The sequence below is a fragment of the Hydrogenophaga sp. genome, from assembly GCF_030651625.1.
GTDB lineage: Bacteria > Pseudomonadota > Gammaproteobacteria > Burkholderiales > Burkholderiaceae_C > Hydrogenophaga.
Genome location: NZ_JAUSCF010000024.1, coordinates 24,024 through 39,898, shown reverse-complemented (window position 1 = coordinate 39,898; position 15,875 = coordinate 24,024). Strand labels below are relative to the sequence as shown.

The 15,875-nt window shown below is 62.0% G+C and carries 19 protein-coding genes and 1 tRNA gene; 5 read left to right on the top strand and 15 right to left on the bottom strand.

All coding sequences use genetic code 11. From position 1 onward, the window contains the following. Positions 1 to 78: 78 nt before the first annotated feature. The 4 genes from Q7V46_RS11175 to cysM form a co-directional block, all read right to left on the bottom strand. Positions 79 to 1,116 carry a D-isomer specific 2-hydroxyacid dehydrogenase family protein gene (locus Q7V46_RS11175; protein WP_304913620.1) on the bottom strand — a complete coding sequence of 346 codons (1,038 nt, stop codon included), beginning with the start codon at positions 1,114 to 1,116 and terminating at the stop codon, positions 79 to 81. 39 nt (positions 1,117 to 1,155) lie between these two features. Next, entirely contained in the window at positions 1,156 to 1,383 is a 228-nt protein-coding gene (locus Q7V46_RS11170; protein WP_304913619.1) for a sulfurtransferase TusA family protein, read from the bottom strand. Positions 1,384 to 1,425: 42 nt separating this feature from the next. After that, on the bottom strand, positions 1,426 to 1,959 hold the full coding sequence (locus Q7V46_RS11165) for an NUDIX hydrolase (RefSeq protein WP_304913618.1): 534 nt from the start codon (positions 1,957 to 1,959) through the stop codon (positions 1,426 to 1,428). Between the two features lie 167 nt (positions 1,960 to 2,126). After that, entirely contained in the window at positions 2,127 to 3,029 is a 903-nt protein-coding gene (gene cysM, locus Q7V46_RS11160) for a cysteine synthase CysM (protein ID WP_304913617.1), read from the bottom strand. Between the two features lie 37 nt (positions 3,030 to 3,066). Here cysM and Q7V46_RS11155 point away from each other — a divergent pair. Together Q7V46_RS11155 and Q7V46_RS11150 are read left to right on the top strand one after the other, a co-directional pair. Continuing rightward, positions 3,067 to 3,153: transfer RNA gene (locus Q7V46_RS11155), tRNA-Leu, on the top strand. A 107-nt stretch (positions 3,154 to 3,260) separates the two neighbouring features. Then, positions 3,261 to 4,235, top strand: coding sequence for a calcium/sodium antiporter (locus Q7V46_RS11150; protein ID WP_304913616.1), 975 nt, complete (start codon positions 3,261 to 3,263; stop codon positions 4,233 to 4,235). 10 nt (positions 4,236 to 4,245) lie between these two features. Here Q7V46_RS11150 and Q7V46_RS11145 read toward each other — a convergent pair whose 3' ends face one another. Beyond that, the gene (locus Q7V46_RS11145) at positions 4,246 to 5,172 is read right to left on the bottom strand and encodes an SDR family oxidoreductase (protein ID WP_304913615.1); all 927 of its coding nucleotides are present in this window, start codon (positions 5,170 to 5,172) and stop codon (positions 4,246 to 4,248) included. An 80-nt stretch (positions 5,173 to 5,252) separates the two neighbouring features. Between Q7V46_RS11145 and Q7V46_RS11140 the strand changes: the two genes are divergently transcribed. Both Q7V46_RS11140 and Q7V46_RS11135 read left to right on the top strand, forming a co-directional pair. Then, positions 5,253 to 6,284, top strand: coding sequence for a CDP-6-deoxy-delta-3,4-glucoseen reductase (locus tag Q7V46_RS11140; RefSeq protein WP_304913614.1), 1,032 nt, complete (start codon positions 5,253 to 5,255; stop codon positions 6,282 to 6,284). A gap of 118 nt (positions 6,285 to 6,402) precedes the next feature. Further along, positions 6,403 to 7,377: a tripartite tricarboxylate transporter substrate binding protein gene (locus Q7V46_RS11135; RefSeq protein ID WP_304913894.1), complete on the top strand. Its 975-nt coding sequence runs from the start codon at positions 6,403 to 6,405 to the stop codon at positions 7,375 to 7,377. A gap of 162 nt (positions 7,378 to 7,539) precedes the next feature. Here the strand turns inward: Q7V46_RS11135 and Q7V46_RS11130 are convergent, their stop codons facing one another. From Q7V46_RS11130 to Q7V46_RS11110, 5 genes are all read right to left on the bottom strand, one after another. Next, on the bottom strand, positions 7,540 to 8,145 hold the full coding sequence (locus tag Q7V46_RS11130; RefSeq protein WP_304913613.1) for an SCO family protein: 606 nt from the start codon (positions 8,143 to 8,145) through the stop codon (positions 7,540 to 7,542). Between the two features lie 55 nt (positions 8,146 to 8,200). Next, the gene (cyoE, locus tag Q7V46_RS11125; RefSeq protein ID WP_304913612.1) at positions 8,201 to 9,106 is read right to left on the bottom strand and encodes a heme o synthase; all 906 of its coding nucleotides are present in this window, start codon (positions 9,104 to 9,106) and stop codon (positions 8,201 to 8,203) included. Continuing rightward, positions 9,103 to 10,257, bottom strand: a complete 1,155-nt coding sequence (locus Q7V46_RS11120; protein WP_304913611.1) for a heme A synthase — start codon at positions 10,255 to 10,257, stop codon at positions 9,103 to 9,105. The genes cyoE and Q7V46_RS11120 overlap by 4 nt, the downstream gene beginning before the upstream one ends. Before the next feature lie 240 nt (positions 10,258 to 10,497). Further along, positions 10,498 to 11,172: a hypothetical protein gene (locus Q7V46_RS11115; RefSeq protein WP_304913610.1), complete on the bottom strand. Its 675-nt coding sequence runs from the start codon at positions 11,170 to 11,172 to the stop codon at positions 10,498 to 10,500. After that, on the bottom strand, positions 11,156 to 11,866 hold the full coding sequence (locus Q7V46_RS11110) for an SURF1 family protein (RefSeq protein WP_304913893.1): 711 nt from the start codon (positions 11,864 to 11,866) through the stop codon (positions 11,156 to 11,158). Before Q7V46_RS11110 ends, Q7V46_RS11115 begins: the two co-directional genes overlap by 17 nt. A 72-nt stretch (positions 11,867 to 11,938) precedes the next feature. Here Q7V46_RS11110 and Q7V46_RS11105 point away from each other — a divergent pair, with 72 nt between their 5' ends. Next, positions 11,939 to 12,187 (top strand): twin transmembrane helix small protein, encoded by a 249-nt coding sequence (locus tag Q7V46_RS11105; protein ID WP_370690331.1) that lies wholly within the window; start codon positions 11,939 to 11,941, stop codon positions 12,185 to 12,187. 98 nt (positions 12,188 to 12,285) lie between these two features. On the opposite strand, the gene Q7V46_RS11100 is transcribed toward Q7V46_RS11105, so the two are convergent. The 5 genes from Q7V46_RS11100 to ctaD form a co-directional block, all read right to left on the bottom strand. Continuing rightward, positions 12,286 to 13,167, bottom strand: a complete 882-nt coding sequence (locus tag Q7V46_RS11100; RefSeq protein WP_304913609.1) for a cytochrome c oxidase subunit 3 — start codon at positions 13,165 to 13,167, stop codon at positions 12,286 to 12,288. 61 nt (positions 13,168 to 13,228) lie between these two features. Further along, the gene (locus Q7V46_RS11095) at positions 13,229 to 13,450 is read right to left on the bottom strand and encodes a DUF2970 domain-containing protein (RefSeq protein WP_304913608.1); all 222 of its coding nucleotides are present in this window, start codon (positions 13,448 to 13,450) and stop codon (positions 13,229 to 13,231) included. After that, positions 13,447 to 14,055: a cytochrome c oxidase assembly protein gene (locus Q7V46_RS11090; RefSeq protein ID WP_304913607.1), complete on the bottom strand. Its 609-nt coding sequence runs from the start codon at positions 14,053 to 14,055 to the stop codon at positions 13,447 to 13,449. Before Q7V46_RS11090 ends, Q7V46_RS11095 begins: the two co-directional genes overlap by 4 nt. A 34-nt stretch (positions 14,056 to 14,089) precedes the next feature. Next, entirely contained in the window at positions 14,090 to 14,203 is a 114-nt protein-coding gene (locus Q7V46_RS11085) for a cytochrome oxidase small assembly protein (RefSeq protein ID WP_304913606.1), read from the bottom strand. Between the two features lie 28 nt (positions 14,204 to 14,231). Further along, entirely contained in the window at positions 14,232 to 15,851 is a 1,620-nt protein-coding gene (gene ctaD / locus Q7V46_RS11080) for a cytochrome c oxidase subunit I (RefSeq protein ID WP_304913605.1), read from the bottom strand. Positions 15,852 to 15,875 lie beyond the last annotated feature (24 nt).

The window sequence follows — 15,875 nt, the reverse complement described above, 5'->3', positions numbered from 1 at the left end:
AACCGTCTGAGCCGGGCCTAAGCTACCGTCCTCCTTCCAGAGGGAAAAGCCGCACTGCGGCGCGGGGGGTGTTTCAGCCTACTGCTTCTGTACCGCCAGCGAATCCCACTGCGAAGGTGTCATCGATGGCGGACCTTCCGGATCGGCGAAATCCAGGCTGTCGAGTGCGGAAAAGTCGCTTTGTGGCACATCTCTGTGTATGGAAGGCGTCAGCGTTTCATGAATTCGGTGGGCCACGTACCAGCTTGCCCGAAGCTTGGCTTCCCGTGTGTGGGAACCCAGCCGGGGTGTCAGATGCAGATTGGCCGCTCCATGCAAAGGTGTGCCCTCGGCGGCGAACTGGGGGCTGGCGCCATCGAGCAGACAAGCATCGATGCGTCCATCAGAGAGCGCCAGCGCCAAGGCTTCCGGTTCAAACAGCGAAGAGCGGCTCACCCCCACCCACAGCTGTCCCGGCTTGCAGTGACTGAGCATGCGCTCGTTGATCCAGCCCCGGAAGCGCGAGGCGTACACCACCTGCAAAGAAACCGCGTCTGAACGGCCCAGCAATTCATGCACGGTGACAGGCTCGACACCCAGCTTGTCCCAGATGGGAGCAGCGTGATGGACCGCCGGGTCGTAGCCCACCAGGCGCACACCCAGGCTGCGCAACATGGGTGCGAGCGTGTGCGCCACCGGCGCCAGCCCCAGCAGGCCCACCGTGCTGCCCGCCAGTTCCCGCCCCATGCGGATCTGCGAGAGCTTGCGCCCCAGCAGGGCGCTCACCATGCCCCTGCGGTACAGCATCAGCAAGCCGTAGAGGATGTATTCCGCATTGGAGCGCACCGTGGCACTGCGCGCCTGCACCACGCGCACCTGGCGGCGCGCGCAGGCTTCCAGGTCGGTGTTGTCGGCGGACACCTGCATGCGCGCCACCACCTCCAATTTTGGAGAAAAATTCAGAAGTTCTTGCGACACCACGACATAGGGCGGCAAAACGATGGCCCGGGTCTTGTAGGTGTGCTTGCGCAGCTCAGTGGTGTCGTCGGCCAACTCCGGCCTGAAACTTACATCGTGCCGCTCCTGAAGCCATGCCAATGCCTCCGGCACCAATGGATCGACCAGGAGTACTTCCATGGTTTGATTCAGCCTGCAAGCAAGTGATGCACGCTGAGGTCAGCGGCGTTTGAGCACGGAAATGTGATCGCCGCCCACGGTCTGCTGTTCGACCAGCTCGTTGCCGGTCTGCTTGGCAAAGGCCTGAAAATCACGCACAGACCCAGCGTCCGTCGAGATCACGCGAAGCACCTGGCCGGTGGTCATGTCGGCAAGTGCTTTTTTTGCCTTCAGTATGGGCAGCGGGCAATTCAGGCCACGGGCATCAAGCTCTTTGTTGACGTGCATGAAAGTTTCCTTGAAAGGCGTGATTCTAAGCGTCGCCGGGCCTCAGGCTCCCGACGAAAAATCTTCCATGAACTGCGGCTCATGTCCGCGCGAACGAAGCCAGTCGGCCAGCGCCAGCCCGGTGCCCGCCCGCCAGCATTTCACCTGCGCGGGTGCCAGCAGCTTGTATTCGACCAGCTCGGGGGACAGGCGCACCTCACCGTGAGCCACCGCGTGGTAGGTGATGATGATCTGGTTCATGCGCTGGAAATCGTGCACGCCCACCAGTTGCAGCTTGTCTACCCGAAGACTGGTCTCCTCCGCGATTTCGCGGCAAATGCCCTCTTCGGGCGTTTCACCCGCTTCCATGAACCCGGTGATCAGGCCGAACATGCGGGAAGTCCAGGCCGCATTGCGGGCCAGCAGAACCTGGCCATTCAGTTCCAGAATCGCCGCCAGCACCGGCGTGGGGTTGTTCCAGTGCGTGAATCCACAGCCTGCACAACGCAACCGCTCCTTGAAGCCCCCGTCTTCCTCCTGCCCCAGCATTTTCAGAGGCGAGGCACACATCGGGCAGTACTTGTAATCAACACTCATCTCATGACCTCACCGCTCCGGAGCGCGGCCGCAGCGAACTGCGGCAGCGCCAAGTCCAAGGGCAGCAAGGGACGGCTTCGCCGGCCCAAGATGCCGTCCCCCCTCCAAGCGCCAAAGGCGCGCAAGAGAGGGGGGAAGCCGCGAAGCGGCGCAGGGGGTGATCCGAATCACGCCGGAAACACACCCGTGGACAGATACCGGTCGCCCCGATCACAGACGATGAACACGATGGTGGCGTTTTCCACCCGTTGCGCCACCTGCATGGCCACCCAGCAGGCGCCCGCCGCCGAGATGCCGGCAAAAATGCCTTCTTCTCGCGCCAATCGGCGGCACATGTCCTCAGCGTCAGATTGACTCACGTACACCAGCTCGTCCACGCGTGAGGCATCGTAGATTTTGGGAAGGTATTCCTGTGGCCACTTGCGGATGCCCGGAATGCGCGACCCCTCGCTGGGCTGCGCACCAATGATGCGGATGTCCGGATTCTTCTCTTTCAGGAAACGCGACACCCCAGTGATGGTGCCGGTGGTGCCCATGGCGCTCACGAAGTGGGTGATGCGCCCGCCGGTCTGCTCCCACAGTTCAGGCCCTGTGGTCTCGTAGTGGATGCGGGGGTTGTCCTCGTTGGCAAACTGGTCCAGCACCCTGCCCTTGCCTTCGCGTGCCATCCTGTCGGCCAGGTCGCGGGCGGACTCCATGCCACCGCTCTTGGGCGTGAGGATGAGTTCTGCTCCAAAAGCCTTCATCGTCTGCGCACGCTCGATGGACAGGTCCTCCGGCATGATCAGCACCATGCGGTAGCCCTTGATGGCTGCTGCCATTGCCAGCGCAATACCGGTGTTGCCCGACGTGGCTTCGATCAAGGTGTCGCCCGGCTGAATCTCCCCGCGCTCCTCGGCGCGCTGGATCATGGACAGCGCTGGTCGGTCTTTAACCGATCCCGCCGGGTTGTTGCCCTCCAGTTTGCCCAGCAACACATTGCCTCGCGCCGCGTTGTCGGCAGCGCCCAGGCGCTGCAGGGCCACCAGGGGCGTCTTGCCGATAGCGTCTTCGATCGTTGGGTATTTCATACGCTGCACTGTGCCATAATTTCGGATTCTCACACCTGCCGGAGTGGCGAAATTGGTAGACGCAGCAGATTCAAAATCTGCCGGTGGAGACACCGTGCCGGTTCGATTCCGGCCCCCGGCACCAGACCTTGAAAAGGCCGCACAACACCCGTTGTGCGGCCTTTTCTGTTGCTCGCCCTTGATTCTGTTGATGGCCCCTGCCCAGGCCAAACCCGCCAGACGGAGTTCTTCATGCTGATGCCAACTCTCGCTGTGCTCGCCGGGCTTGCCCTGCTGGTCTGGAGCGCCGACCGTTTCGTGGAAGGGGCTTCTGCCACAGCGACCCACTTCTCGGTACCGCCGTTGCTGGTCGGCATGGTGATCGTGGGGTTTGGCACCTCTGCCCCGGAAATGGTCGTTTCCACCAACGCCGCCTTGCAAGGCAATCCAGGCCTTGCCCTGGGCAACGGCTGGGGATCGAACATCGCCAACATCGCGCTGATCCTGGGTATCACGGCACTGGTCAACCCGATCACGGTGCACTCGCTCATCTTGCGCAAAGAGCTTCCCATTCTGGCGGCTGTGACCGCGCTTGCCGGTGTGCTGGCATGGAATGGCGCGCTCAGCCGCATGGATGGTGCGGTCCTGCTCGGCGTGTTCGCCGTGCTCATGACCTGGTCGATTGTCGTGGGCATGCGCAGTGGCAACGATGCACTGGCATTTGAAACCTCAACCGAGTTGCAAGCCCATGCGATGCCGCTGCCGCGCGCGCTGATGTGGCTGGCTGTGGGGCTGCTCGTGCTGATCGCGAGCTCGCGTCTGCTGGTCTGGGGCGCGGTGGCCATTGCCCAATCGCTGGGCGTGAGCGATCTCATCATCGGGCTCACGGTGGTCGCTGTAGGCACTTCGCTACCGGAACTGGCTTCGTGCGTGGCCGCCGCCCGCAAGGGCGAACATGACATCGCCTTGGGCAACGTACTGGGGTCGAACCTGTTCAATACCCTCGCGGTGGTGGGTATCGCCAGCGCCATCGCCCCCATGGAAGTGGTCACCGAGGTACTTTCGCGCGACTTCAGCGTGATGGCTGGCCTGACGCTGCTTCTGTTCGTCATGGGCTGGGGATGGCGGGGGAAACCTGGTCGCGTCAACCGCGTGGAGGGTGCGGTGCTGGTGGCAATTTACCTGGGCTACACCCTGTTTCTGATGCGCTCCATCGGCGTGCTCTGAACCTGCGAGCTCAACAGACGCCTCGCAACCCTTCGCTGACCGACGGGTAACGCAGTACCAGTCGAAGTTCGCTTTTCATGCGGTGATTCGTCAAACGGCGCGACTCGCTCATGAAGCTCAACAGCATGAGGGACAGTTGTTCGCCTGCACTGGACCGGGCCACGCGGGGTGGGCGCGGCAGTCCATACAGGTCGGCAGCGAGGTCGAAGTAATCACCCATCTTCAGCTGGGTATCGTCGACCACGTTCACGTTGCGCTGCGGCTGCCCGCGCCAGAGCGCCAGCACACAGGCGCGCGCCAGGTCGTCGGCATGGATGTGATTGGTGTAGACATCGTCTTCGGCCTGCAGCACCGGCGTGCCGCGCAACAGGCGTTCGCGGGGCGTGCCGCCTTCCCGGTCGGGCGCATAGATACCGGGGATGCGCAGCACCGTGGTCCGCACACCGCTGGCGCGTCCCCAACTGTGCACCGCCGCCTCGGCATCCACGCGCCGCCAGGCGCGCGGCGTCAGTGGCTGTGCCCGCGACGATTCGCTGACCCACTGCCCCTGCCGGTCGCCATACACACCGGTGGTGGACCCGTACACCACCGCACGCGGCACGGAGCGCTGCGCCAGCGAACGCGTGAGGGCGCGGGTGCGAGGGTCGAGCCGCCAGTCGATCAGCTCACCCGAAGGGGGCGGCGCCAGATGCAGCACGCGCGTGGCCAGGCCTGCCAATCGGTGCAAGCTGCGAGGTTCGTCGAGGTTGCCCAGCAAGGGTGTGATGCCTTGCGCGCGCAGGCCTGGCCCGCGAGACGCAGACGACGTGAGCGCAAACAATCGCACCCGCTGGCCTTGCCCCAGCACGCGGGCGGCCCGCTGACCCACGTCTCCACATCCGATGATCAACACCCGTTCACGCCGAAAGCGTGCGGGCAAAGCGCCAAGAAGGCTCATGCATTTTCCGAATTTGCGACAATGATGGGTTGCCGGGCGCTCGTTTGAGCATCGGCGCGCGTTCAACCTCTTCGTTCAGTATGACATTCAACATCACCGTCGAACCCAGCGGCCGCACATTCACTGCAGAGCCTGATGAAGCCATGCTGGTCGCCGGCATCCGCCAGGGTATCGGTCTTCCTTATGGCTGCAAGGACGGAGCCTGCGGCTCCTGCAAGTGCAGACTGTTGAGCGGCTCCGTGGTTCACGGCGTCCACCAGGCCAAGGCACTGAGCGCCGATGAGGAAGCTGCAGGCTATGTGCTCACCTGTTGCGGCGTGGCCCACAGCGATGTGGTCCTGGAATCGCGCCAGGTGACCGAGGCTGGCGCATTTCCCATCAAGAAAATGCCGGTGCGCGTCAACTCGCTGGAACGCGCGTCACACGACGTGATGGTGCTGAACCTTCAGCTTCCCGCCAGCGACGCCTTTCAGTACCGTGCCGGCCAATATGTGGAGTTCTTGCTGCGCGACGGTGACCGTCGCAGTTACTCCATGGCCAATGCACCACACACGCAGGTCGATCACCCTCGCATGGAACTCCATCTGCGCCACATGCCGGGCGGCAAGTTCACCGACCATGTCTTCAGCACCATGAAGGAGAAAGACATTCTTCGCATTGAAGGCCCTTACGGCAGCTTCTTCCTGCGCGAAGAAAGCAACAAACCCCTGGTGCTGCTGGCTTCCGGCACCGGGTTCGCACCCATCAAGGCGCTCATCGAGCACATGCAGTTCAAGAACATCACGCGCCCAGCCACCCTGTACTGGGGCGGCCGTCGCCCGGCCGATCTTTACCAGAATGCCTGGATCGAAGCCCGCCTCGCCGACATGCCGAACCTGCGCTATGTGCCTGTGGTGTCCGACGCCCTGCCTGAGGACGCCTGGACCGGCCGAACCGGCTTCGTGCACAAGGCGGTACTGGAGGATTTCCCCGACCTCTCTGGCCACCAGGTCTATGCCTGCGGTGCGCCCATCGTCGTGGAATCGGCGCGCGCCGAATACAGCACCCTGGCAGGCTTGCCATCTGAGGAGTTTTTTGCCGATTCCTTCACCAGCGCTGCAGACACACTGTGAGCCACGCCGTCGCCCGCTCAAGTGGGCGGTGGCTTTTCCCGGCACCTCGGACCAGCAACGGCTGGTTGCGTGGCGTGCCTGACCACGCAACCATTCACCCACAGGAGACAACACCATGATGAAACGCCGACACCTGCTTGCCCAAGGCGCCCTGCTCGCTTCCAGCCTGGCAGTCCCCGGTCTGGGCTTGGCCCAGGGCAGCACCACGCGCATCATCGTGCCCTTCGCGGCGGGTGGCCCGATTGACGTGACCGCACGCATCCTGGCCGAAGCCGTCAAGGGTTCGCTGGGCACGGTGATCGTGGACAACCGCGCGGGCGCCGGCGGGAACATCGGTGTGGGCGCTGCCGCCCGCTCGGCTCCCGACGGCCTGACCCTGGGCATCGCCACCACCGCTTCGCATGGCATCAACCCGTGGCTGTTCAGCAGTCTCCCCTACGATCCGGTCAAGGACTTCACACCCGTCACCCAGATGCTTCGCGTACCCAACGTGTTGGTGATCAACACGGAGACGGCGCAGCGCCTGGGCATCAACAGCCTGGCTGACCTGATCAGATACGGCAAGAGCAATCCGGGCAAGCTGAACTATGGCTCCGGCGGCAATGGAAGCGCGGGACACCTGGCGGGTGAACTCTTCAAGAACCGCACCGGCATCTTTGCGGTGCACATTCCCTACAGCGGCGGCAACCCGGCACAAGCCGCGCTGCTGGCAGGTCAGGTGGATTTCAACTTCGACAACCTTGCCACTGCCGCCGGCAACATCCGCGCCGGACGCCTCAAGGCGCTGGCGGTCACCACCGCACAGCGTTCGTCGGTGATGCCCGATGTGCCCACTGTGGCAGACACCCTGCCCGGTTTCGAGATCGACACCTGGTGGGGCCTGGTGGTGCCGAGCGGCGTACCGGCGGACACCGTGGCAAAGCTCAACGCCGCGTTCACCGAAGCCCTGCGCTCACCCGAAGTGAAAGCGCGGTTTGCCACGCTGATGGCCGAACCTGCGCCCAGCACGCCAGAGGCTTTCGGCGCCTTCATGAACAGCGAGCGTGCCAAGTACGAGCGCATGGTCAAACTCAGCGGGGCGAAGGTGGATTGACACCCCCGCCGCGCTGCGCTCGACCCCCTCAAAGGGGGTCACCAGAGGCCCGGCAAGCCGGTTCCTCGGGTGCCTCTGGATAAGGCGCGCCACGCCAGCAGCGGCCTCGATTTCTTCACTGCGCTGACGCGCTCTGCGACTGCGACGTGCTGCCGTCGAGATTCACTGGTCCAGCAGCAGCTTGATGTCGTTGGCCAAGGCTTGCGGTCCAGTGCCATACCGGTTGTACAGCCGGATGCGGCCCTGAGGGTCGTACACGTAGCTGCCCGCCGAATGGTCCATGGTGTAGCTGGTGGGCGTGGGTCCCGCGACCTTCTTGTAGTGGATGCGGAAGGACTTGGCCACTTCGGGTAGCTTGTCAGGCTCGGCGTACAAGGCGAGAAAACTGGGATCGAAACTTCCCATGTACTCGCGCATGATTTCAGGCGTGTCGCGTTCGGGGTCGATACTCACGAACAGGCCCTGAAACCGGTCTCCGTCCGGACCCAGCAATCGCTTGGCTTCGGCCATCTCGATCATGGATGTGGGGCATACGTCGGGACACTGCGTGAAGCCGAAAAAGAGCACCACAACCTTGCCTTTGAAATCGGCAAGCGTGCGCGGTTGTCCATTGTGGTCGACCAGCGAGAAACCAGTGGCGTAATTGGCTCCGGTGATGTCGATGCCGGTGAAGGCGGGCTTGTTTTCGCTACAAGCCACCAAGGTCAGCGCAAGTGCGCAGGTGCCAGCGAGCAGGGTGCGGCGTCGGGTGAGGTTTGAGTTGCCCATGTGAAGCTCAGTTCGGATATTCAAGGGGCCACCCACGACAGGTTCGCAAGTGGGACTACAAGTAGTGATCGATCAGCAGCGCGGCGAACAGCAGCGAGAGATGGATCAGGGAAAAGCGGAAGGTCTTGCGTGCCAGGGCGTCGGAATACTCCCGCCACAACAGAAACGCATAGCCGCAGAACCCGATACTCAGCAACACCGCCGACACCAGGTAGAACCAGCCACTCATGCGCATCATGAAGGGCATGAGGCAGGCTGCGAACAGAACGAAGGTGTAGAGCAGGATCTGTAGCCGGGTGAATTCAGATCCATGCGTCACGGGCAGCATGGGCAGACCGGATTTTCGGTAGTCCTCCACGCGGTACAGCGCAAGCGCCCAGAAGTGTGGCGGCGTCCACAGGAAGATGATCAGGAACAGGATCAACGCTTCTGGCGACACCACGCCCGTCATGGCGGCCCAGCCCAGCACCGGCGGCATGGCACCAGAGGCCCCGCCAATCACGATGTTCTGAGGCGTGAGTGGCTTGAGGATCACGGTATAGACCACCGCGTAGCCCACGAAGGTGGCAAAGGTCAGCCACATGGTGAGGGGGTTCACCCAGAAGTACAACAAAGCCGATCCTGCTGCACAGAGCACCGCAGAGAAACTGAGGGTTTGCATGTTGGTGAGCTGGCCCTTGGCCGTGGGCCGCCAGGCCGTTCGCTTCATCTTGGCGTCGATGCGCTGCTCCACCACGCAGTTGAAGGCAGCGGCGGCACCGGCAACCAGCCAGATACCGAAACACGCCGTGGCAGCCAGCTGAATCTGAGCCCAGCTGGGCACCCCCGGAACAGCCAGCACCATGCCGATCAAGGCACAAAATACGATGAGCTGGATCACTCGCGGCTTGGTCAGCGCGTGAAACTGGCGCCAGGTGGACAGCATGGCCACGGGGACGGTCGAGGTGGGCGCGGCACTCATCTGGACAACTTGGAAATATTGAACTGCGACATGTGGAAACGATCGTTGACCGCGTGGCTGCCAGACAACGCGCCCATCAGCACGATAACCAGCGCGGCCGCTCCACCCGTGTGGGCCACAGCAGCCACCAACGGCCACTCCAGCACCACATTGCTCAGGCCGCTGGCCAGTTGCCACAACGCGAGCAACAGCAATGCCCCGGCCGTGCCTCTCATGCCCGGCACCGACCACAGCCGCCTGGCCATCCAGAGCAAGGCCAGCAACACCACATAGGCGGCGAGCCGGTGGACGTAGTGGATGGCGGTCAGCGCCGGGAAAGCGATGGCATCACCCGACCGGTTCATCCCCAGCTCGCGCCACAAAGTGAAGCCTTCTCTGAAGTGCATCGAAGGCCACCAGCTGCCCTGGCAGGTGGGAAAGTCGCGGCAAGCCAGTACCGCGTAGTTGGTGCTCACCCAGCCACCCAGCGCAATCTGCACCCACACCAGCGCAAACACGAGCCACAGCCATTTCCGGAGATTGCCCCCCAGCGGCACCGACATGGGACCACGAGGCTCGGCCAGCGTGTAGGCCACCGCCTGCGCTCGCAGCAGCGCCAGCAGAACCATGCCCCCCAGCAGGTGGAGGGTGACGATGGCCGGAAACAGTTTCATCGTCACGGTCAGCGCACCAAAGGCCCCCTGCACGCACACCCACACGAAAGTCAGAAAGGGCCACCAGAACGACACCGTGACGTGCCTGCGCTCCACCCACGTCACCGCCATGAGCACCATGATCAACACCCCGACACCGGTGGCCAGATAGCGATGGATCATCTCGATCCACGCTTTGGGGAACGTGACCGGCCCGGTGGGCATGGCTTCCTGCGCAGCGGCAATGGAAGCACTCGCTCCCACGGGGCTCACGCTGCCGTAACAGCCAGGCCAATCGGGACAACCCAGACCCGAATCTGTCAGACGCGTGAACGCACCAAAAAGCACCAGGTCAAACGTGAGAAAAAGCGTGACCAGGGTGAGCAGACGAAGGCGGTGCGCAGGCGAGGCATGCCGACTGCGCAGCCACACCCAGGCCAGCGGCCCCAGCGCAATCACCACGCCCAGCAGCATGAGCCGGGCAACGGGCGCAAGATCGTAGAGGGATTGGGTGTCCATGTCAGCGCTTGTGGAAAGGGCCAATCGCTGCAGAAAGGGCACCGAAGGTAGTGACTTCAGAAACACCGCGCAACCGGCACTGCCGGGGCGCTGGTGTTCCCCCCTGCAGGGGTACTCCCTCCGGCGAGAAATGCCGCGGTCCAGAGATACCGTGGAACCGGCTTCGCCGGGCCACGGGTATCGCCCCCCTCCCGCCGAAGGCGAGAGAGGGGGGTGACGCGAAGCGGCGAGTGGGGTGCTTCATGACCTTCCTGGCTTGTCCCAAAACGAAGAAGCCCGCAACAGCCGGTCCAGGTCACGCTTGGCCCGCTTGGGATCGAGGTCGGCAGGGAAGCGCATCATCCAGTTGCCCAGAGGATCCACCACATAGAGGTGCTCTTCGATGCGCCGACCTTCAGCCGGCACCAGCCAGGTGGCCAGGGCGTCTGAATCCACGAGCACCACTTGGGCCGCATCGGTGGCCGCGCGCAATGATTCGTTCATTTCGCCGGCGCCTGTGCGCAGCCAGACCCAGTCAAGCCGGTCCTTCTCGCGCCCCAGCGTTTCCCTGAGCTGGCGCTGCAGGTAGAGGTGCTGCTGGCACGCGTCATCGCAGGCGCTGTCGGCCACACTGATGAGCAACCATTGGTCCTTCAATTCGAGCAGTGATACCGGGTCTCCCTGTGCATTGGTCCCCTTGATGTCCGGCACGGGTCGCTGCGGATCGATCAGTTCACCGTAGTTGTGCCGACCTTCGGGGCGGATCACGTAGTAGGTGAAGTACGAAGCAATCACCGGTGCCGCACAGACCAGAAGCAGCAGCACCATTTTCCAACGGCCAGCTCGTGTGCTGGCTACACGGCTTGCGCTGGCTGCATCCAGCTGGGGCATGCTGTGCACGGTCAGTGTCAAGGGTTCGTCAGGCGTCTGAGACATGGGAACTGCGCTTTCGGCGGGGGGAAATGAACTGAAACCAGACGTAAAGGAAGCCTGCAAGGGCACACAATCCAAACCACTGGAACGCGTAGCCGAGATGTTTTTGCACACCAGCAGTGACAACCGACCAATCGCGTCGAAGTGCATCTGTGGCGGTACCAGTCTGGACAACAGAGAGGGCCAGCAAGGGCACGCCCCACTCTTGAGAGACACCCTCGATGTCGATATTTTGCCGGATCGGGCCGGTGCCCGCCTCTCCGAGTTCGTATAGCTTGCCCGGCGGCGGGGCCAACCAGCCTTGGACCGCAACGATGCCGTCAGGCGTCAACACTTCAGGCACACGACTGCGTTCCTGAAAATCTCTAGGGACCCAGCCCCGCTGCACCAGCACCGCCATTGCACTGCCTTCCAGACGCAGTGCCGTGACCACAAAAAAGCCGGGACGCCCTGCCATCTGCCGATTGTCGAGAAAGAGCGTGGTCCCGGGGACCCATTCACCAGAGAGTTGCACCACGCGGTGCAAACCGGCAGCAGGACCGTCCATGTTCAACACATCCGCAGCGTTCCAGGCCGGTAGTTGGGCGCGCTCATCAATTCGGGCCTGAAGATCCCTTTTTTGCCCGGCGCGATCGAGTTGCCAGAATCCCAATGCGCCGGTCGCAGCCATGGTCAACAACGCAGCCACGGACACCATCCAGAACCGCCAGTCACGTGTATTCACAGAACCACCTCGTGCCATGGGAGCCGAAGATCGATAATCTTGGACATGATGAACTATCTGGTCCTTGCAGGTTTTGTGGCGATCATCGGCAGCCTCGCCGTGGCGCTGGTGTTCATGATGCGCGGTGACCGTGGTACCGGCGCAGATGCAACCAACCCGGACACACCCCGCAACAACCACATGGCACGTGCGCTCGCATTCCGGGTGGGATTCTCCATATTGTTGTTTGTGGTGGTGTTGATCAGCTATTTGATGGGCTGGATCCAGCCCACGGGCTTGCCGCTGCGGGGCTGAACCCGATCAAAGTTCTGCATCCGATCAAAGAAAAAAGCGCCAGCAGGCGCTTTTTTCTTTTGGCGCGAAACGGGGATTCCACCCGCCTCCCGCCACCATCACATCCAGTACACAAGAATGTAAAGGCCCAACCAGACCACGTCCACGAAGTGCCAGTACCAGGCCGCACCTTCAAACCCGAAATGGCTCTTGGCGGTGAAATGCCCCCTTTGCAGACGCAGGGTGATGAACAGCAACATCAGCATGCCCACAAGCACGTGGAACCCGTGGAAACCGGTCAGCATGAAGAAGGTCGAGCCAAAGATGCCGGACGACAGCTTGAGGTTCAGGTCCACATAGGCGTGGTAGTACTCATAGCCCTGTACGCAAAGGAAGATCACTCCGAGCAACACGGTCATCCACATGAACGCGATGGTTTTGCCCCGGTTGCCCACCTGGAGAGCGTGGTGGGCAATGGTCAGCGTGACGCCAGAGGTCAGGAGCAGCGCCGTGTTGATGGTGGGCAACCAGAATGGGCCCATGGTCTGGAATGGCTCAACAATACCGGCCGGTGAAGCGGTCGCACCAGCCTGCGAGCTGGGCCAGACGGCAGAAAAGTCGGGCCAGATGAGTGAGTTCTCAAAGCCACCCAGACTCGGCACGGCCTGCACACGGGCCCACCAGAGGGCTGTGAAGAACGCGCCGAAGAACATCACCTCGGAGAAGATGAACCAGCTCATGCTCCAGCGGTAGGACAGATCGATCTTGTGTCCGTAGAGGCCGCTTTCGCTTTCGTTGACCGCATCTCGGAACCACTGGTAGAGCACCACCAGCCAGAAGGCCATGCCGAAGGCCAGGGAATAGGCACCCCAGGCTGCGCCATTGACCCACTGACCCGCACCAAGGATCACGAAAAACAGGCCGATGGCCGCCATCACAGGATGTCGTGAAGGCCCGGGGACGTAGTAGTAGGGCGTCGTACCGTGGGATGCTGCTGACATGCTCACTCCTAATTGCAAAGCGCTTGTTTGAATGTCTGAAAAATGAAAACCGATGTCCGGATCAACCGGTCGCACCTGATGCAACGACCCAGTTCACAAGAAAGATGAGGCACAGAACAAACAGGAACGCCATCAGCACACCCACAGCAATGATGTGCAGCGGGTTGAGCTTCGCGATGTCGTCCTGGTAGTCTGAATTGCGCCGCACACCCAGAAAACCCCACAACACCGCCTTGACGGTGCCGGTCCAGGAGCCCTCGCGTTTGTGGACGGGTGGGTTCATACCGCGCCTGGCAGTTTCGCTGGGGTACCGGTGGCCAGCGGCACGTCGACTGGCGCTGCGGGCACCTTGCCACCGACTTCAAAGAAGGTGTAAGACAGCGTGATCGTGGTGACGTCTTTCGGCAGTCGCGGGTCGATCACGAACGCCACCGGCCAGGCCTTCTTTTCGCCAGCTTCCAGGGTGTACTGCGTGAAGCAGAAACACTCCAGCTTGTTGAAATGGTTGGTCGCCTGCCGCGGCGCATAGCTTGGAATGGCCTGCGCGGCCATGGTGCGGTTCTGGATGTTCTGAAACTCGTACATCACCGTGGCAAGTTCACCCGGATGAACCTGCATCGAACGCACCTCGGGTTTGAAATGCCACGGGCCACGGACATTGACGTCGAACTCAACCGTGATGGTCCGAGATTCGTCCACCTGCGTATTGGCCGGCAGCGAAGGACGAAGCCCGGGCACTTCCCGCTCGGAGAGCGCCAGAATGTTGATGCCCGTGACTTCGCAGATGGCCCGGTAAATGGGGACCAGCGCATAGCCAAAGGCGAACATGCCCAGCGCAATCACGCAGAGCTTGCCGACCATCTTGAAATTCTCGCGCTTCAGTCCCATGCCTGGTGCTCGTTAACGATTGTGCAAGGAAGCCTCAGCCCCCAAGGTACACCATCTTGCCCATGAATCCGAGGAAAAAAACCAGCGCCACGGACGCCAGAATCAGCCCCAGGCGCAGGTTGTGTTTTTTTTGTTCGGGCGTTTTCATCGGTGGGTATCCGTTCAAAGCATCGGTGTCAGCCGATGACCTTGGTCGCGGTGGCATCCAGCTTGGGCGGGTTTTCGAAGGTATGGAAAGGCGCGGGTGAGGGCACCTCCCACTCCAGCCCTTCGGCGCCTTCCCATGGCTTCTGCGGGGCTTTCTCTCCGATGCCCCTCATGGCGGGCAGGACCACGGCGATGAAGAAGTAGACCTGAGCGAATCCGAACGCGAACCCTCCGACAGACGCAATGGCGTTGAAGTCGGCAAACTGCATCGGGTAGTCGGCATAGCGACGCGGCATACCGGCCAATCCCAGGAAGTGCATCGGGAAGAACGTGACGTTGAACGAGATCATCGACCACCAGAAATGGATCTTGCCCCTGGTCTCGCTGTACATCACACCGGTCCACTTGGGCAACCAGTAATAGATACCGGCAAACATCGCAAACAGCGACCCTGCCACGAGCACGTAATGGAAGTGCGCCACCACGTAGTAGGTGTCCTGCATCTGGATGTCGATCGGAGCCACCGACAGAATCAGTCCGGTGAAGCCCCCAATGGTGAACACGAAAATGAAGCCCACGGCCCACAACATCGGGGTCTCGAAGGTCATCGAACCCTTCCACATGGTCGCGATCCAGTTGAAGATCTTCACGCCCGTGGGCACGGCGATCAGCATGGTCGAGTACATGAAGAACAGCTGGCCAGTCACCGGCATGCCGGTGGTGAACATGTGGTGTGCCCACACGACAAACGACAGGATGGCAATGGAACCCGTGGCGTACACCATGGAGGCGTAACCGAACAGCTTCTTGCGCGCAAATGCGGGCACCACCTGGCTGACAATGCCGAAGGCCGGCAAGATCATGATGTAGACCTCGGGGTGGCCGAAGAACCAGAAGATGTGCTGGTACATCACCGGATCACCGCCGCCAGCGGGGTTGAAGAAACTGGTACCGAAGTGGCGGTCAGTGAGCGTCATGGTGATGGCGCCGGCCAGCACGGGCATCACGGCGATCAGCAGGTAGGCGGTGATCAGCCAGGTCCAGCAGAACATGGGCATCTTCATCAGCGTCATTCCGGGGGCGCGCATGTTCAGGATGGTCACGATGATGTTGATCGAGCCCATGATGGACGAGGCACCGAGGATGTGCATGGCAAAGATGCCAGCGTCCATCGAGGGACCCATCTGCAGCGTCAGGGGCGCGTAGAGCGTCCAGCCCGCGGCAGGTGCACCGCCGGGCATGAAGAACGAACCCACCAGCAGCAAAGCGGCCGGAATCATCAGCCAGAAGCTGAAATTGTTCATTCGGGCAAATGCCATGTCGGATGCGCCGATCTGCAGCGGGATCATCCAGTTCGCAAAGCCCACGAACGCCGGCATGATGGCGCCGAACACCATGATCAGGCCATGCATGGTGGTGAGTTGGTTGAACAGCCCGGGGTTCACCAGTTGCAGGCCAGGCTGGAACAGCTCGGCGCGAATCAGCAGCGCCAGAACGCCGCCCACCATGAGCATGGTGAAAGCGAACAGCAGGTACAGGGTACCGATGTCCTTGTGGTTGGTGGCGTAGACCCAGCGACGCCAGCCGGTGGGGGCGTGGTGGTCGTGGTCGTGCCCATGCGCATCGTGGTGGTCAAGAACTGCACTCATCGTCGATTCCTTTGAGACTCAATG

Coding starts and splice junctions, on each gene's coding strand:
- Q7V46_RS11175 (WP_304913620.1), bottom strand. CDS start 1,116: ATGGAAGTACTCCTGGTCGATCCATTGGTGCCGGAGGCATTGGCATGG.
- Q7V46_RS11170 (WP_304913619.1), bottom strand. CDS start 1,383: ATGCACGTCAACAAAGAGCTTGATGCCCGTGGCCTGAATTGCCCGCTG.
- Q7V46_RS11165 (WP_304913618.1), bottom strand. CDS start 1,959: ATGAGTGTTGATTACAAGTACTGCCCGATGTGTGCCTCGCCTCTGAAA.
- cysM (WP_304913617.1), bottom strand. CDS start 3,029: ATGAAATACCCAACGATCGAAGACGCTATCGGCAAGACGCCCCTGGTG.
- Q7V46_RS11150 (WP_304913616.1), top strand. CDS start 3,261: ATGCTGATGCCAACTCTCGCTGTGCTCGCCGGGCTTGCCCTGCTGGTC.
- Q7V46_RS11145 (WP_304913615.1), bottom strand. CDS start 5,172: ATGAGCCTTCTTGGCGCTTTGCCCGCACGCTTTCGGCGTGAACGGGTG.
- Q7V46_RS11140 (WP_304913614.1), top strand. CDS start 5,253: ATGACATTCAACATCACCGTCGAACCCAGCGGCCGCACATTCACTGCA.
- Q7V46_RS11135 (WP_304913894.1), top strand. CDS start 6,403: ATGAAACGCCGACACCTGCTTGCCCAAGGCGCCCTGCTCGCTTCCAGC.
- Q7V46_RS11130 (WP_304913613.1), bottom strand. CDS start 8,145: ATGGGCAACTCAAACCTCACCCGACGCCGCACCCTGCTCGCTGGCACC.
- cyoE (WP_304913612.1), bottom strand. CDS start 9,106: ATGAGTGCCGCGCCCACCTCGACCGTCCCCGTGGCCATGCTGTCCACC.
- Q7V46_RS11120 (WP_304913611.1), bottom strand. CDS start 10,257: ATGGACACCCAATCCCTCTACGATCTTGCGCCCGTTGCCCGGCTCATG.
- Q7V46_RS11115 (WP_304913610.1), bottom strand. CDS start 11,172: ATGTCTCAGACGCCTGACGAACCCTTGACACTGACCGTGCACAGCATG.
- Q7V46_RS11110 (WP_304913893.1), bottom strand. CDS start 11,866: ATGGTGTCCGTGGCTGCGTTGTTGACCATGGCTGCGACCGGCGCATTG.
- Q7V46_RS11105 (WP_370690331.1), top strand. CDS start 11,939: ATGATGAACTATCTGGTCCTTGCAGGTTTTGTGGCGATCATCGGCAGC.
- Q7V46_RS11100 (WP_304913609.1), bottom strand. CDS start 13,167: ATGTCAGCAGCATCCCACGGTACGACGCCCTACTACTACGTCCCCGGG.
- Q7V46_RS11095 (WP_304913608.1), bottom strand. CDS start 13,450: ATGAACCCACCCGTCCACAAACGCGAGGGCTCCTGGACCGGCACCGTC.
- Q7V46_RS11090 (WP_304913607.1), bottom strand. CDS start 14,055: ATGGGACTGAAGCGCGAGAATTTCAAGATGGTCGGCAAGCTCTGCGTG.
- Q7V46_RS11085 (WP_304913606.1), bottom strand. CDS start 14,203: ATGAAAACGCCCGAACAAAAAAAACACAACCTGCGCCTGGGGCTGATT.
- ctaD (WP_304913605.1), bottom strand. CDS start 15,851: ATGAGTGCAGTTCTTGACCACCACGATGCGCATGGGCACGACCACGAC.